This is a genomic window from Sanguibacter suarezii NBRC 16159 (genome assembly GCF_001552735.1).
Taxonomy (GTDB): domain Bacteria; phylum Actinomycetota; class Actinomycetes; order Actinomycetales; family Cellulomonadaceae; genus Sanguibacter; species Sanguibacter suarezii.
In genome coordinates, this window is record NZ_BCRT01000016.1 from 108738 (window position 1) to 123178 (window position 14441).

The 14441-nt window shown below is 71.5% G+C and carries 15 protein-coding genes; 4 read left to right on the forward strand and 11 right to left on the reverse strand.

Annotation, left to right across the window (positions count from 1 at the left end; translation table 11 throughout):
* Window position 1 precedes the first annotated feature (1 nt).
* From SS2_RS11200 to sigE, 3 genes are read right to left on the reverse strand one after another with little or no spacing between them, the layout of a single operon-like run.
* Window positions 2–1492: a S1C family serine protease gene (locus tag SS2_RS11200; RefSeq protein WP_066464044.1), complete on the reverse strand. Its 1491-nt coding sequence runs from the start codon at window positions 1490–1492 to the stop codon at window positions 2–4.
* The gene (locus tag SS2_RS17770) at window positions 1489–2493 is read right to left on the reverse strand and encodes an anti-sigma factor family protein (protein ID WP_066464051.1); all 1005 of its coding nucleotides are present in this window, start codon (window positions 2491–2493) and stop codon (window positions 1489–1491) included. The genes SS2_RS11200 and SS2_RS17770 overlap by 4 nt, the downstream gene beginning before the upstream one ends.
* The gene (sigE, locus tag SS2_RS11210) at window positions 2490–3161 is read right to left on the reverse strand and encodes an RNA polymerase sigma factor SigE (RefSeq protein ID WP_083942187.1); all 672 of its coding nucleotides are present in this window, start codon (window positions 3159–3161) and stop codon (window positions 2490–2492) included. Before sigE ends, SS2_RS17770 begins: the two co-directional genes overlap by 4 nt.
* A gap of 278 nt (window positions 3162–3439) precedes the next feature.
* On the opposite strand from sigE, the gene SS2_RS11215 reads away from it, so the two are divergent.
* Window positions 3440–4081: an O-methyltransferase gene (locus SS2_RS11215; RefSeq protein ID WP_281178686.1), complete on the forward strand. Its 642-nt coding sequence runs from the start codon at window positions 3440–3442 to the stop codon at window positions 4079–4081.
* On the opposite strand, the gene SS2_RS11220 is transcribed toward SS2_RS11215, so the two are convergent.
* From SS2_RS11220 to dapE, 5 genes are all read right to left on the reverse strand, one after another.
* On the reverse strand, window positions 4082–5677 hold the full coding sequence (locus tag SS2_RS11220) for a leucyl aminopeptidase family protein (protein WP_066464055.1): 1596 nt from the start codon (window positions 5675–5677) through the stop codon (window positions 4082–4084). It lies immediately after the preceding gene.
* 3 nt (window positions 5678–5680) lie between these two features.
* Window positions 5681–5848, reverse strand: coding sequence for a DUF3117 domain-containing protein (locus tag SS2_RS17035; RefSeq protein ID WP_083942151.1), 168 nt, complete (start codon window positions 5846–5848; stop codon window positions 5681–5683).
* A gap of 152 nt (window positions 5849–6000) precedes the next feature.
* Window positions 6001–6966: a dihydropteroate synthase gene (gene folP / locus SS2_RS11225; RefSeq protein WP_439646307.1), complete on the reverse strand. Its 966-nt coding sequence runs from the start codon at window positions 6964–6966 to the stop codon at window positions 6001–6003.
* Window positions 6963–7769, reverse strand: coding sequence for an LOG family protein (locus SS2_RS11230; RefSeq protein WP_066464064.1), 807 nt, complete (start codon window positions 7767–7769; stop codon window positions 6963–6965). Before SS2_RS11230 ends, folP begins: the two co-directional genes overlap by 4 nt.
* Before the next feature lie 108 nt (window positions 7770–7877).
* Window positions 7878–8987: a succinyl-diaminopimelate desuccinylase gene (gene dapE, locus SS2_RS11235; RefSeq protein WP_066464067.1), complete on the reverse strand. Its 1110-nt coding sequence runs from the start codon at window positions 8985–8987 to the stop codon at window positions 7878–7880.
* Window positions 8988–9091: 104 nt separating this feature from the next.
* On the opposite strand from dapE, the gene dapD reads away from it, so the two are divergent.
* Window positions 9092–10054 carry a 2,3,4,5-tetrahydropyridine-2,6-dicarboxylate N-succinyltransferase gene (gene dapD, locus SS2_RS11240; protein WP_066464069.1) on the forward strand — a complete coding sequence of 321 codons (963 nt, stop codon included), beginning with the start codon at window positions 9092–9094 and terminating at the stop codon, window positions 10052–10054.
* A 3-nt stretch (window positions 10055–10057) separates the two neighbouring features.
* Window positions 10058–11026, forward strand: coding sequence for a hypothetical protein (locus tag SS2_RS11245; RefSeq protein WP_157607311.1), 969 nt, complete (start codon window positions 10058–10060; stop codon window positions 11024–11026).
* Between the two features lies 1 nt (window position 11027).
* On the opposite strand, the gene SS2_RS11250 is transcribed toward SS2_RS11245, so the two are convergent.
* The 3 genes from SS2_RS11250 to fdxA form a co-directional block, all read right to left on the reverse strand.
* Window positions 11028–12326, reverse strand: coding sequence for a citrate synthase (locus SS2_RS11250; protein ID WP_066464071.1), 1299 nt, complete (start codon window positions 12324–12326; stop codon window positions 11028–11030).
* Window positions 12327–12566: 240 nt separating this feature from the next.
* Complete coding sequence (gene dapC / locus SS2_RS11255; protein ID WP_066464073.1) at window positions 12567–13691, reverse strand: succinyldiaminopimelate transaminase; 1125 nt, start codon at window positions 13689–13691, stop codon at window positions 12567–12569.
* A 13-nt stretch (window positions 13692–13704) separates the two neighbouring features.
* On the reverse strand, window positions 13705–14022 hold the full coding sequence (gene fdxA / locus SS2_RS11260; protein WP_066464076.1) for a ferredoxin: 318 nt from the start codon (window positions 14020–14022) through the stop codon (window positions 13705–13707).
* A 198-nt stretch (window positions 14023–14220) separates the two neighbouring features.
* Between fdxA and SS2_RS11265 the strand changes: the two genes are divergently transcribed.
* Window positions 14221–14433: a putative acetyltransferase gene (locus SS2_RS11265; RefSeq protein ID WP_439646308.1), complete on the forward strand. Its 213-nt coding sequence runs from the start codon at window positions 14221–14223 to the stop codon at window positions 14431–14433.
* Window positions 14434–14441: the final 8 nt, after the last annotated feature.

Consider the following 14441-nt stretch of genomic DNA (forward strand, 5'->3'; position numbering starts at 1 on the left):
GTCAGTCTTCCTCGCTGGTTGCTGTGCTGAGCACGATCGGGACGTCACGCTCATCATTGCCGGAGCGCACCCGGAGTACAACAGTGTCCCCCGGCGCCTTGGCGCGGATGGCCACGATGAGCTGGTCCGACTGGGTCACCGGCCGGCCGTCCACCTCGAGGATCACGTCGCCGGACACGATGCCGGCGGCGTCTGCCGGTCCGCCCGGGGTGACTGCGTCCTGGCCGTTCTGGGGCGCGGTGACCACCTGCACCCCTTCGCCGTCGTAGCTCGAGTCGAGCAGCACCCCGATGATCGGGTAGGTCGCGCTGCCGGTCTCGATGATCTCGTCAGCCGTGCGACGGGCCTGGTTGGACCCGATCGCGAAGCCCAGGCCGATGTTGCCTGCGGCCGTCATGGTGCCGGGCGGCTGCGCGATCGCGGAGTTGATGCCGATGACCTGCCCCGCGCCGTTGACCAGCGGTCCGCCGGAGTTGCCGGGGTTGATCGCCGCATCCGTCTGGAGGGCGTTGATGAAAGCGGTGTCAGAGCTGTCGCCGGCGGAGACCGGGCGGTTGAGCGCGCTGATGATCCCGCTGGTCACCGTCCCGTCGAGGCCGAGCGGAGCGCCGATCGCGATGACCGGGTCACCCACCACCACCGTGTCGGAGTCACCGAGGACGAGCGGCGTCAGGCCGTCCCGGTCCACCCGGATCACCGCGATGTCGTAGTCGGAGGTGCGCCCGATGAGCGTGGCGTCCTCCTCCGACCCGTCGACGAAGGTCACCCGGATGGTCCCTGAGGGGACGGCACCGGCGATGACGTGGTTGTTGGTGAGGATGTACCCGTCCTCACGGATGATGAAGCCGGACCCGGTGCCCTGCCCGTCCGCCCCGGCGACGTGGATCGAGACGACGGAGGGTGCCACGGTCGCGGCGATGTCTGCGATGGAGCCGTCCGGGCGGGTGATGTCCGCGTTGGGGGTGATGGCCGGCAACGGCTGTCCCGGGCTCGGGTCGAGCATCTCCCACGCCCGCTGCCCGGCCACGCCCCCGACGGCGCCCATGACGAGGGCGGCGATCAGCAGGACGACGACCGTCCCCGCGCCGACGCCCCGGCTGCGGGGGGCCTTCGCGCGCGGTTGCCCGGGCACCGGATCGACGTGACCGCTCTGGCCGAACCACGTCTGGACCCCCGCCCACTGCTCAGCCGTGGGATCACCGGACCCGGGTGCGTCACCGGAGGACGGGTTGGAGCCTTCAGAGCTCGCGGAGCCCGAGGCGCTGTCCGGGCTTGTCGCGCTCGTCGCGCCGACCGGCGCGTAGCGCGCGTGGTCCGGGTGCGGCTCGTAGGGGGAAGGGCTCGACGCCGCAGCAGACGACGGCGCAGGAGACGACGGCGCAGCATAGGACGGCACCGCGTACGACGGCGCAGGGTGTCCTGGAGGCAGCGGGACGGGTGGCAGCCGGACGGGCTCAGCGGCCCCCCGTGCGGTGGGGTCGGGCTCGGTCACGAGAGCACTCCTGTCAGTGTTGACCAGCCGCGCTCCACGCGCGCCTGGAACCCCGTGTCGAACTCGTCGACTGAGAACGTGGAGACAAGTTGTAGCACGTCATCCAGGGAAGACGCTGAGACAAGATCGATCACGGTGTCCGACGACTGCCACACCAGGTGCAGCGGGTCGGCCGAGATGACGTACACCGGTGCCCCACCCACCATGACAGTGGTCAGGTCGTCGAGCACGTCCGGAGAGAGCTGGCCCCGCTGCTCACGGATGACCACGTCCCCGATCGGGCTCTCCAGGTCCACCTCCAGGACCGTCCCGCTCGAGCCGGCGAACCGGAGCGAGCGGACCGTCAGCCCCTCGGGCAGCGCGTCCGGGTGCGGCCAGCCCTCGGCCTGCATCCAGTCCAGCACCTCGTGGTCGTAGCCGAGCGAGGCGGCCCCACCGTCCGAGGCAGCCGAGACGGCCACCGGGAAGGAGCCGGGGACCGGCTGGACGGCGCCGGCGAGCGCCGTCAGCGCAGCCGCCGGGTGGCGGACGGGCGCCACGACCGGACGGGCGCCGAGGGCGAACAGCCCGGAGGCCGCCACGCCCGTGATGACCAGGGCCGCCGCGACGCTGCGGTGACGGCGCCGCAGGGACACCAGCGTCGGGACCGTCGTCGGCAGGTCGCCGCACAGGGCCTGCCAGCGCGGCGGCAACGGCTCCACGAAGCTGCTCTCGGTGAGCGGGACGGGCGAGGCAGGTGCCGCGCTCGCTCCGGGAGCGCCGCGGTCGGCACCGGACGGCTCGACCTGCTGGGCGAGGGCGAGCAGCCGGTCGACGAACTCCGGAGCCGGTGCGACGTCGCCCAGCTCCCGGCACAGCACCTGCCTGGTGGCGCGCGCTGCGCGGACCTCACGCGCGCAGTCGGGGCAGCCTGCGAGATGGGAGAGCACCCGATCGGTGGCGGCAGCGTCCAGCTGGCCGTCGATGAACGAGCTCACCCGTGAGCCCAGGTGGGCGCTCACGCAGCCCCGCCGGAGGACCGGGCGGCGTGGACCACGCCCGGGTGCAGCGAGCGGGTCGAGGCGGTCGGCACCGTCTCAGCAGCGGCGAGCTCGTCGAGCGGGTTGATCTTGGTGAGCTCCACTCCCCCACCCGGACGGGTGGGAGCGCGGTGGGCCAGCGCCACGCGCAGCTGCGCGCGGGCGCGGTGGATCCGCGACCGCACGGTCCCCAGCTTGATCGACAGGGTGACGGCGATCTCCTCGTAGGACAGCCCCTCGATGTCGCACAGCACGACGGCGGCACGGTACTCGGGGGTCAGGGCGTCCAGGGCGTGCTGGATGTCGCGGTCGAGGTTGGCGTGGGCGTAGCCGCGCTCGGGGTCGCCCAGCTCACCGAGGGAGGGGTACTGCGCGGCGTCCTCGCCCATGGCATCCATCCGGATGCGCTGCTTGCGGCGCGCCTGGTCCAGGAAGAGGTTGGTGGTGATGCGGTGCAGCCAGCCCTCGAAGGTGCCCGGGGTGAAGCTGTGCAGCGAGCGGAAGACGCGCATGAAGACGTCCTGCGTGAGGTCCTCGGCGTCGTGCTGGTTGCCGGTCAGCCGGTAGGCCAAGCGGTACACGCGCACGGAGTGGTCCTCGACGATCGACTGCCAGCTTGGCGGTTCCCAGGGCGCGGGTGAGGGCGTCAGGTTGTGAGGCGCACGGTCAACGGCGGGATGGTGGGATTCGAGCACCTCACCAGTGTCCCAGCATCTGTGCCCGGTTGTCTCATTCCTGTCGGTTCCTCGGTGAACATTCACGGACTCGGCACAGGCTCTCGGCCCGTCGCGCCCCTCCTGGAGGACTTCCCCGCACGTGGCTGCGCCTGCGGCCAGCGCCCCCGCAGGTCAGCAACCTGCCACACAGCGGTGGTGACCGGTACGATCACCTCAGACCTCGCCTGCGCCGACCACCCATGGAGGGCACCATTTCCGCCGACAGAGCTCAGAGCTGGGCCTATGCCGAAGACTTCATCACCGAGGACGACGTCGTCCTCGGTGCCCGTGACCGTGCGGCGCAGCTCGGTTGCTACTCGATCCTGCCTGGCGCCGCCGCGGCCTTGACCGTGCTCACTGCCGCCGTCGGCGCCCGCGCGGTCGTCGAGGTCGGCACCGGCACGGGAGTGGCCAGCCTGGCCATGCTGCGCGGCATGGACGACGACGGCGTGCTCACCACGATCGACGTCGAGGTCGAGCACCAGCGGGCGGCGAAGAAGGCCTTCGCCGAGGCCGGGATCCGCTCCTCACGGACCCGCACCATCTCCGGACGCGCCCTCGACGTGCTGCCCCGGCTCACGGACGCGGCCTACGACCTCGTCTTCGTCAGCGCCGCTGACACCAGCTGCGCCGCCTACGTCGACCAGGCCCTGCGCCTGCTGCGTCCCGGCGGCCTGCTCGTGGTCGACAACGCGCTGCGCGGTGGGCACGTGGCCGACCCAGCGCGACGCGACCCGGGCACCACCGCCGTGCGCGACGTCGGGCGCTCTCTGCGCGAGGACGCCCGGGTGCTGCCCGCGCTGCTCCCGGTCGGGGACGGGCTGCTCGTGGCGGTCCGCCGCGACGCGGCCTGATCAGCCGAGCGTCTCCAGCAGCCGCAGCAGCAGCCGGGCTCCGTAGCCGGTGGCTCCCTTGGTGACCTCGTGCGAGGCCGACGTGGCTCGCGCGGGCCCGGCGATGTCCAGGTGCGCCCACCGGCGTGCACCGGTGAACTCGCGCAGGAACAGTGCGGCGGTGATCGCTCCGCCCCCGGCGGGCTCGATCGGCACATGGCGCAGGTCAGCCACCTCAGAGCGCAGCGCGGGCAGGTAGTCCTCCACCAGCGGCAGCTGCCACACCTGCTCCCCGCTCGCCCGGGCCGCGGTCTCGATGCCACGCACGAGCTCGGCGTCGGCGCTGAACACGGCCGCGTGCGTGCGCCCCAGCCCTACGCTAGCCGCGCCGGTCAGCGTCGCGACGTCCAGCAGCAGGTCGGGCTCGAGCTCGGCGTCGGCATAGGCCAGCGCGTCGGCGAGGACGATGCGTCCTTCGGCGTCGGTGTTGGCGATCTCGACCCGGGTCCCGCCGCGCAGGCGGAGCACGTCACCGGGACGGTAGGAGCTCGCACCGACGTGGTTCTCCGCGAGCGGCAGCACCGCGGTCACCCGGTGCGGGCTCCGCGCCTGGCTCGCGCCGAGCACCGTGGCCAGGGCCACGGCGGCGCCGGCCATGTCCGTCTTCATGGGGACCATCGCCTCGCGAGGCTTGATGGACAACCCACCCGTGTCGTACGTGATGCCCTTGCCGACGACGACGACGTGGCTGCTCGCCTCGGCCGTCTCGGCGTCGAAGGGGGTGTAGGTCAGCGTCACCAGACGCGGCGGGTTCGCCGAGCCGGCGCCCACCGCGAGGATCCCGCCGAAGCCGTCGCGGGCCAGGGCGGACTCGTCCCAGACGGTGATGTCCAGGCCCTCGGCCTCACCGAGCTCGACAGCGCGGTCGGTGAACCACTGGGGTGTCTTGACGTTCGAGGGCACCGTGGACAGGTCGCGGACCAGCCAGGTTGCCCAGGCGTGCCGGGCTGCTGCCTCCAGGACCCGGTCGGCCACGTTCCCGAGCAGCACGAGCTGCTCGGCGGGCCGTCGCTGAGAGGGCCGGGCGGACAGGCGCGGCGGGACGTACGAGGCGAGGAGGTAGCCCTCGACGAAGGCGCGCGCGTCGTCGTCGCTCGCCTCCGACGCCAGAGGGGTCACGACTCGGGCGAGGCCCACGGTCGCGCGTGCCAGTGCAGCGCCGGCGCGGCGCAGGTCGTCCGCGGACTCGCGTCCCACCCCGACGAAGATGATGCGTTGCGCCAGACCGGCCCACGGCAGTGCCTGTGCGGCACGGGCATGGACCGTGGGCAGGTCGATCGTGTGCGTGGTGCCCGCGGCCCCGGTGAAGGTCGCCCGCTCGGCGAGCTCAGCCAGGTCGATGCCATAGCGCGCCGAGGCGTCGACGGTCCCGGCCCGGGGTTGGAGCTCGTCGTCCCCCTCGACCGGCGCGCCGATCGCGATCGCGATCGCGTCGACGTCGTCGGAGTCGAGGAAGGTACAGCTCGCCAGTGTCCCGGCAGCATTGACGACCTCAGGAACAGGCCGTCCGATGAAGCTCTGGGCAGTGGGTGATGCGGTACTGGTCCGAGGGGACAAGGGTCAGCCGACTACGGCCTGCAGCGCCTCGCCCAGCTCGCTCGCCTCGACGGCGTTGAGCTCGACCACCAGGCGGCCACCGCCTTCGAGCGGGACGCGCATGACGATCCCGCGGCCTTCCTTCGTGACCTCAAGTGGACCATCACCCGTCCGGGGCTTCATCGCAGCCATTGGTGGCTCTCCATTTCCGTCGATACCGCCAGTAAGTCTTCAGCCCATATTCTAGTTCACCCCAGGTGTGACCTGCGCCCTCGCTCGCCGACGGCGCGTTCCTGGGACGAATCAGCCGTCTATCAGGGGCTGCGAGAACGGTACCGAGCGCCTCATTCCACGCCGCGCAGCACCCGCGCAGGCGCCAGATCTCCCCGGATCGCCGCTGTCATGTCCAGCACCCGGCGTGTCGCGCGGACGTCGTGGGCGCGGAAGACCGCCGCTCCTAGCCACGCCGCCACGGCCGTCGCGGCGAGCGTGCCTTCCAGCCGCTCCTCCGCCGGCAGGTCGAGGGTCTCCCCGACGAAGTCCTTGCGCGAGAGCGCCATGAGGACCGGGAAACCGAGCTCCACCAGCCTTCCCGTGCTGCGCACGAGGTGCAGGGAGTGCCAGGTGTTCTTGCCGAAGTCGTGGGTCGGGTCGACGAGGATCGACTCGGGAGCCACGCCGCAGTCCAGCGCGCGCTGGGCGGCTCGCCCGAGCGTCGCCACGACGTCCTGGACCACGCCGTCGCGCGGGTCGGTCCCGGCGGGGCTGCCCGGGGCGAGCGGGAAGCTCACCCGGAACGGGTCGGTGCGCGGCGCAGCGCCCCCGGTGTGGGAGCACACCACGCCGACGCCGAGCTCGCCGGCGACCTCGACCAGAGCGCGGTCGTGCCCGGCCCAGGTGTCGTTGAGCAGGTCGGCGCCCACCCCCGCCGCCTCCCGGGCGACCTCCGAGCGCCAGGTGTCGACGCTGATGAGCAGGCCCGGGAACTCCGCCCGCACCTTCGCCACGAAGGGGATGATCCGGCGGATCTCCTCAGCCGTGGTGACCTCCGGCCCGGTACCGGCGCGCACTCCCCCGATGTCGACGATCTCCGCACCCTCGACCACCGCGCGCTCGACCGCCGCGAGGGCGGCGCCGTCGTCGGCCTGGCGCGCGCCGGCGAAGAAGGAGTCCGTCGTGCGGTTGACGATCGCCATGATCGCCGGGGACTCCACGCCCACCGGACGACCGCGCAGGACGAGCGGCGGCGCGCGGTGCGGGACAGGGTCCGGCGGCGGAGCCGGGACAGACGGGCCGTGCGGCAGGCTCACCCGACGGTGTCCGCGAGCGGCGTGTCCGCGAGCGGCTGGCCTTCGCTCGCGTGCTGACCGGCGTAGTGGGCGGTCACGATCTCGACGGCCTCGGCCGGGTCGTCCACGATCGTGAACAGGTCGAGGTCCTTGGCGTGGATCATCCCGCGCTCGACCACGGACGAGGCGAGCCAGTCCAGCAGGCCGGTCCAGTAGTCCGAGCCGATCAGGACGATCGGGAACTCGGTGACCTTGTGCGTCTGAACCAGGGTGAGCGCCTCGAAGAGCTCGTCGAAGGTGCCGAAGCCGCCAGGCAGCACGACGAAGCCGGAGGCGTACTTGACGAACATCGTCTTGCGGGCAAAGAAGTAGCGGAAGTTGACCCCGAGGTCGACCCACTCGTTCATGCCCTGCTCGAAGGGCAGCTCGATGCCCAGTCCGATCGACAGCCCGCCAGCCTGGCGCGCTCCCTTGTTGGCGGCCTCCATGACACCCGGTCCGCCGCCGGTGATGACCGCGAACCCGTTCTCCACGAGCCCTCGACCCACCTTCTCCGCAGCCGCGTAGTCGGCGTGGTCACGCTGGGTGCGAGCAGAACCGAAGACACTCACGGCCGGACCGACCTCGGCGAGAGCTCCGAAGCCCTCGACGAACTCGCTCTGGATGCGCATCACGCGCCACGGGTCGGAGTGCACCCACGCGGTGTCCGGCTGGTGGTCAAGGAGCCGCTGGTCGGTCGTCTCAGCAGGGATCTGCTTCCCTCGCAGCAGGACCGGTCCCTTGCGGTATCCCTTGCCGACCTGCGCCATTCCCTCATCACTCATCCCCCGAGCCTAACCCCGACCCACCACCGCCCACCCCTGCACTGAGTGCGTGAAGATGCGCGTGTCGCCACGGCGTGTCGCGTACAGAATCACGCACTCAGCGGAGGGTCAGGTGGTGAGCCAGGAGCGCAGGGCCTGGTAGCAGATCTCGATCTGGGCGGCGGGGCAGTGCTCGTCGTCCTTGTGGGCCAGCAGCGGGTCGCCGGGGCCGAAGTTCACCGCGGGGATGCCCAGCTCGGCGAAGCGCGCCACGTCCGTCCAGCCGTACTTGGGCGCCGGCACCCCGCCGGTCAGCGCCAGCACCGCCTCAGTGAACTGCGCGGCGAGCGGGGCGTCCAGGCCGGGGCGGGCACCCGGGGCGGCATCGTCGACCGTGACCTGGTAGCCCTCGAAGAGCTCGTGGACGTGGGCGAGCGCCTGCTCGAGGGACCGTGACGGCGCGAAGCGGAAGTTCACCGTGACCACGCACTCGTCCGGGATGACGTTCCCGGCGACCCCGCCGCGGATGCCCACGGCGTTCATGCCCTCGCGGTAGACCAGCCCGTCCACCTCGATCGCGGCAGGCTCGTAGGCCGCCAGGCGGGCGAGCACCGGGGCCGCGCCGTGGATCGCGTTCGTCCCCATCCATGACCGTGCCGAGTGCGCGGCCTCCCCCGGCACGTGGACGTCGACCCGCAGGGTCCCGTTGCAGCCGCCCTCGATCCCCGCCGCGGTGGGCTCGCAGAGCACCGCGAAGTCGGCGTGCAGCAACTCAGGCGCCTCGCGGGCCAGGCGACCCAGCCCGTTGCGGTCCGAGGCCACCTCCTCGTTGTCGTAGAAGACCCACGTCACGTCGCGGCTCGGCGCGTCGAGCTCGGCGGCCAGGGCCAGCTGGACGGCCACGCCGGCCTTCATGTCCACCGTGCCGCGCCCCCACAGCTCGCTGTGCACCCCTTCCCCGACCACCCGCACGGGCAGGTTGTCAGCGATCGGGACGGTGTCGATGTGACCGGCCACGACCACCCGCTCGGCCCGCCCGAGCATGGTCCGCGCCACGACAGCGTCGCCGTTGCGCACCACCTCCAGGTGCCCGACGCCGCGCAGCGCGGCCTCGATGAGATCGGCGAGCGGTCCCTCGTCCCCGCTCACCGACGGGACATCGCACAGCGCCCGGGTCAACGCCACCACCCCGGAGGTCAGGGACAGGGGCAGCGGGGCAGAGTCCTCGTTGGCAGGCATCTGGCGACCCTATCGCGCGCCCCGCGCCTGTCACCACCGAGTTCGTCATGGTTTTGTCGATCTCCACAACCTGCTGAGCGCCCGCGGCGGCATAGGGTTGTCTTATGACGTCTTCGACTCCGTGCACGGCCTGGGGCTTCGGCCTGGCCACCGTGACCACAACCGGTTCCACCCTGGATGTCTGGTACCCGAGCCCCGCTCTGGGTCCCGCGCCGGACGACCCGGTCCCGCCCGCAGAGCTCGCGGCGCTCGTGGGCACCGACGAGGCCCGTGGCGTCGAGCTGGTCCTCGTGCGCACCGACATCTCCCTCCAGGACGCACCCGCCGACGCCGCCGACGCCTACCTGCGCCTGCACCTCCTCTCGCACTGCCTCGTCCCCCCGCACGGGCAGAACCTCGACGGGATCTTCTCCGTGCTGTCCAACGTCGTGTGGACCAACCACGGGCCCTGCGCGGCCGAGGACTTCGAGGCCACCCGGCTGCGTCTGCGCGCCCGCGGCCCGGTCACCGTGCTGAGCGTGGACAAGTTCCCGCGCATGGTCGACTACGTCGTCCCCCCGGGCGTGCGCATCGCCGACGCCGACCGGGTGCGCCTGGGCGCGCACCTCGCGCCGGGGACGACCGTCATGCACGAGGGCTTCGTCAACTTCAACGCCGGCACGCTGGGCGTCTCCATGGTCGAGGGCCGCATCTCGGCGGGCGTGACCGTCGGCGACGGCTCCGACATCGGTGGTGGCGCCTCGATCATGGGGACGCTGTCCGGGGGCGGGCGCGAGGTCATCTCCATCGGTGAGCGGTCCCTGCTCGGCGCGAACGCCGGTCTGGGCATCGCCCTGGGCGACGATTGCATCGTGGAGTCCGGCCTGTACGTCACCGCGGGCACCAAGGTCACCCTCGTCGGTGACGCCTCCGGCGACACCGTGGGCGGCACCCGGGTGGTCAAGGCCCGCAGCCTCTCCGGCCAGGACAACCTGCTCTTCCGCCGCAACTCCATCACCGGCGGTGTCGAGGTGGTCTCCCGGGCCGGCGTCGGCATCGAGCTCAACGCCGCCCTGCACGCCAACTGACCCGTGCACACCACCGCGCCCCCGCCCCGCTCGGCGCGCTCGCGCCGCAACGCCCGACGCCGCGCGCTGCGCGGGGCGGGGGTCGGCGTCGTCGTGCTGGCGGTGGCGGTCGGCGGTGTCGTCGTGCTGCTCCAGCAGACGACGCCGCAGGCCCCCGTGCGCCAGGAGTGCACCGCGGACCTGGACGGCACCGCCTGGCGACTGTCCCCGGCCCAGGCCGACAACGCCGCGCTCATCACCGCGGTGTCGGTCCGCCGTGCGATGCCAGCGCGCGCGGCCACCATCGCCCTGGCCACCGCGCTGCAGGAGTCACGGCTCATCAACATCGACTACGGCGACCGTGACTCCGTGGGGCTCTTCCAGCAGCGCACCTCCCAGGGCTGGGGCAGCATCGAGGAGATCATGGACCCGGTCTACTCCACGAACGCCTTCTTCGACGGGCTGGACAAGGTCTCCGGCTACACCGAGCTGCCGGTGACCGACGCTGCGCAGGCGGTGCAGCGCTCCGGCTTCCCTGACGCCTACGCCCAGCACGAGATGCGGTCGCGGGCCTGGGCCGCGGGCCTGACCGGGCAGTCGCAGGCGACCATCACGTGCTCTCTCCTTGCGGCCGAGCCCCTCGCCGCCGACGACGCGGCGGCGCTGGCCACCGCCCGGACGGCCCTGCGCGACCGCGTCGTCCGCGACTTCGGCGACCTCCCGGTCACCGACGACGGCGCGGCGTCTGTGGTCGTCGACGTCGCGGCGCTGTCCACCGTCCCCGGTGACGACGCCGTCACCGCCCGCCTCGCCTGGGCGCTGGCCCAGTGGGGGGTCGCGTCTGCGCACTCGACCGGGGTGGGGTCGGTCGACGTCGCGGGCCAGGTGTGGTCCCGTCAGGACGGGACGTGGTCCGCCGCACAGACGACAGACGGCGAGGGCGCGGCCCCGCTGGACGTGTCCAGCGTGCGGCTCACCCTCGCCGTCCGGTAGCTCAGCGTGCGGACAGGTCCACGTAGCCGCGCTCGGTCGCACCGGTGTAGATCTGGCGCGGGCGCCCGATCTTCGTCTGCGGGTCCTTCATCATCTCGCGCCACTGGGCGATCCAGCCGGGCATGCGGCCCAGGGCGAAGAGCGGGGTGAACATCGCCGGGTCGAAGCCCATGGCCTTGTAGATGAGGCCGGTGTAGAAGTCGACGTTCGGGTAGAGCTTGCGCTCGATGAAGTACTCGTCGTTGAGCGCGATCTCCTCGAGCTGGAGCGCGATGTCCAGGAGCTCGTCACGCTTGCCCAGGGTGGACAGGACCGCGTCGGCGCTCTTCTTGACGATCTCCGCGCGCGGGTCGTAGTTCTTGTAGACCCGGTGCCCGAAGCCCATGAGGCGGACGCCGTCCTCCTTGTTCTTGACCTTGGTCATGAACTCCTCGACGGTGAGGTCGGAGGTCTGGATGGTCTGGAGCATCTTCAGCACCGACTCGTTGGCCCCGCCGTGCAGCGGGCCGGACAGCGCGTTGATGCCCGCTGCGACCGAGGCGAAGACGTTCGCGTGGCTCGAGCCGACGATCCGCACGGTCGACGTGGAACAGTTCTGCTCGTGGTCGGCGTGCAGGATGAGCAGCTTGTCGAGGGCGTCGACGACCGTGGGGTCGGAGTCGTACTGCATGTACGGCACTGCGAAGGTCATCCGCAGGAAGTCGTCCACGTAGCCGCGGGAGTAGTCGGGGTAGAGCAGCGGCTCCCCCACCCGGCGTCGGTGCAGGTAGGACGTGATCGTGCGGGCCTTGGCCAGCAGCAGCACCGTGGCGAGCTCGATCGTGTCGTCGTTGAAGGGGTCGAGCGCCTCGGGGTAGAACGTCGAGAGGGCGTTGACGGCCGAGGCCATGACGGCCATCGGGTGCCCGTTGCGCGGGAACGTCCCCATGAACGTGCGGAAGTCCTCGTGCACGAGCGTGTGGCGGTTGACCCGGTCGACGAAGGCGTCGTGCTCGCTCTGGCTGGGCAGCTCACCGTGGATGAGCAGGTAGGCGACCTCGAGGAAGGTCGACTTCTCAGCGAGCTCGCTGATCGGATAGCCCCGGTAGCGCAAGATCCCGGCATCGCCGTCGATGTAGGTGATCTGCGACTCGCACGAGGCGGTGTTCATGAAACCGGGGTCGACGGTGACCATACCGGTCTCTTTCAAGAGCGAGGAGACGACGATGCCGTCGTTCCCCTCGGTTGCCGGGACGACCGGAAGGTTCTGGGAATGGTCTCCGACGGTCAGTGTGACGGCAGCCTGCTGGGTGTCCGACATGTCTTCCTTCCTGCTGCACTTCGCGCCTGGGTCAGGCGGAGCGGTGCGTGCCATGTCGACGCTCTGTTAAGCGCCGCGGAGCGACCGGGTCAGTCCTCGACGAGGACGACTCCGGCCCTAGTTGACGGTACCTGCCTCACGGGCATGTGCCCAATTCGTGAAGGGCCCTAAGACCTAGTTCGAGAGTGATACAGGACACATTCCGCCCGGCGGCGGGCGGACGAGGTGCCTGAGCAGCCCTCAGCCCACCATCAGGCGGGCGGCCGCCGCGGCGATCCGCTCGTCCGGGGCGGTGAGCGCCACCCGCACGTGCCCCCCGCCGGCCGAGCCGTAGAAGGTCCCGGGAGCCACGAGGATCCCGCGCTCGGCGAGGGAGTCCACGGTCGCCCACGCGGACGCCTCCTCCTGAGGCCGGGTCCACAGGTACAGCCCCGCCTCGGAGTGGTCCACGACCATCCCGGCAGCCTGCAGGGCCGCGAGCATCACCTCGCGACGACGGCGGTACACCTCGCGCTGGGCCGCGACGTGGGAGTCGTCGGTCAGCGCGAGGGTCATCGCCGCCTGCACCGGGGCCGGAACGATCATTCCCAGGTGCTTGCGCAGCTCGAGGAGCTGGCTCACCAGGACCTGGTCCCCGGCGACGAAGGCCGCCCGGTAGCCGGCCAGGTTGGACTGCTTGGACAGGGAGTAGGCCACGAGCAGGCCCTCGTGGGAGCCGCCGTTGACCCGCGGGTCGAGGATGCTCGGCACGCCGGAGCTCGCCCAGGGCTCGGTCCAGGCCAGCTCCGCGTAGCACTCGTCGCTGACCACGACCGCGCCGATCCGGCGGGCGGCCGCCACGATCTCCGCGAGCTCGGCGACCGAGGCCACCGCACCGGTGGGGTTGGCCGGGGAGTTCACCCAGACCAGCCGGACGTCGCTGCGGTCGGCCCAGTCCTGGACCGAGGTCGCCGGGAGTGGGGTCGCCCCCGCCAGCCGCGCGCCGACGTCGTAGGTCGGGTACGCGACGGCGGGGTGCACGACCGTGTCCCCGGGGCCGAGGGAGAGCAAGGAGGGCAGCAGCCCGACGAGCTCCTTGGACCCGATGGTCGGCAGGACGGCGGCAGGGTCCAGCCCGGGGACGCCGCGGCGACGGGCGAACCATCCGGCCACCGCCTCCCGCAGCGCGGGGGTGCCGTGGGTCGTGGGATAGCCGTGGGCGTCGCCCGCGCGCGCGAGCGCCTCCTGGATGATCTCCGGCGTCGGGTCGACCGGCGTCCCCACGGACAGGTCGACGATGCCGTCCGGGTGGGACCGGGCCCGCTGCGCGGCAGGGACCAGCGTGTCCCAGGGAAAGGTCAGGTCGCTCAGGTCAGCGAAGCCCATCGGGGCGGCGCCGTCAGGCCTGGGGCGGGAGCACGGAGATGACGGGGTGATCCTTGTCGATCATGCCCATCTTCGCCGCGCCGCCCGGGGAGCCGAGGTCGTCGAAGAACTCGACGTTCGCCTTGTAGTAGTCCGACCACTCCTCGGGGACGTCGTCCTCGTAGTAGATGGCCTCGACCGGGCAGACCGGCTCGCAGGCGCCGCAGTCCACGCACTCGTCCGGGTGGATGTACAGGGAGCGTTTGCCCTCATAGATGCAGTCCACGGGACACTCTTCGATGCACGCCTTGTCCTTGACATCGACACAAGGCTGAGCGATCACGTAGGTCACTTCGTGGTCCTTCCCGGAGGGCGAGTCCAGACGACTTCCCATGCCAGATGGCATGGGACTCTAGTATCGCCTAGATTCTGCGCGTCCGGTCGCGCCGCCCACCCTGTGAATACTCGAGGTCCTGTGAACTATCTAACACCCCCTGGCGACGCCGAGCGAGCCCCTCAGCCCTGGCAGGCATGGTCCCCAGGGACCCGGGTGATGATCCGCAGGACCCTGCCGCCGGGATCCTCGCACCTGTACACGGACCTGCTGGGCACGATCCTCGAGGTCACGCCGGCCGGTGTCCGGCTCCAGACGCGGACCGCGGTCGTGGACGTCCCAGGCGCGGAGATCGCCACGGGCAAGCCGATCCCCCCAGCCCCGCCGCGGCGTCGCCCACGAGCGGACGACGGGCAGCAGGGGGCGTAGCTACCGGC

Bases quoted from the DNA above. Each gene is read 5' to 3' on its own strand.
- SS2_RS17035 (WP_083942151.1), bottom strand. From the start codon at position 5,848: ATGGCTGCGATGAAGCCCCGGACGGGTGATGGTCCACTTGAGGTCACG.
- dapE (WP_066464067.1), bottom strand. From the start codon at position 8,987: ATGCCTGCCAACGAGGACTCTGCCCCGCTGCCCCTGTCCCTGACCTCC.
- dapD (WP_066464069.1), top strand. From the start codon at position 9,092: ATGACGTCTTCGACTCCGTGCACGGCCTGGGGCTTCGGCCTGGCCACC.
- SS2_RS11250 (WP_066464071.1), bottom strand. From the start codon at position 12,326: ATGTCGGACACCCAGCAGGCTGCCGTCACACTGACCGTCGGAGACCAT.
- dapC (WP_066464073.1), bottom strand. From the start codon at position 13,691: ATGGGCTTCGCTGACCTGAGCGACCTGACCTTTCCCTGGGACACGCTG.
- SS2_RS11230 (WP_066464064.1), bottom strand. From the start codon at position 7,769: ATGAGTGATGAGGGAATGGCGCAGGTCGGCAAGGGATACCGCAAGGGA.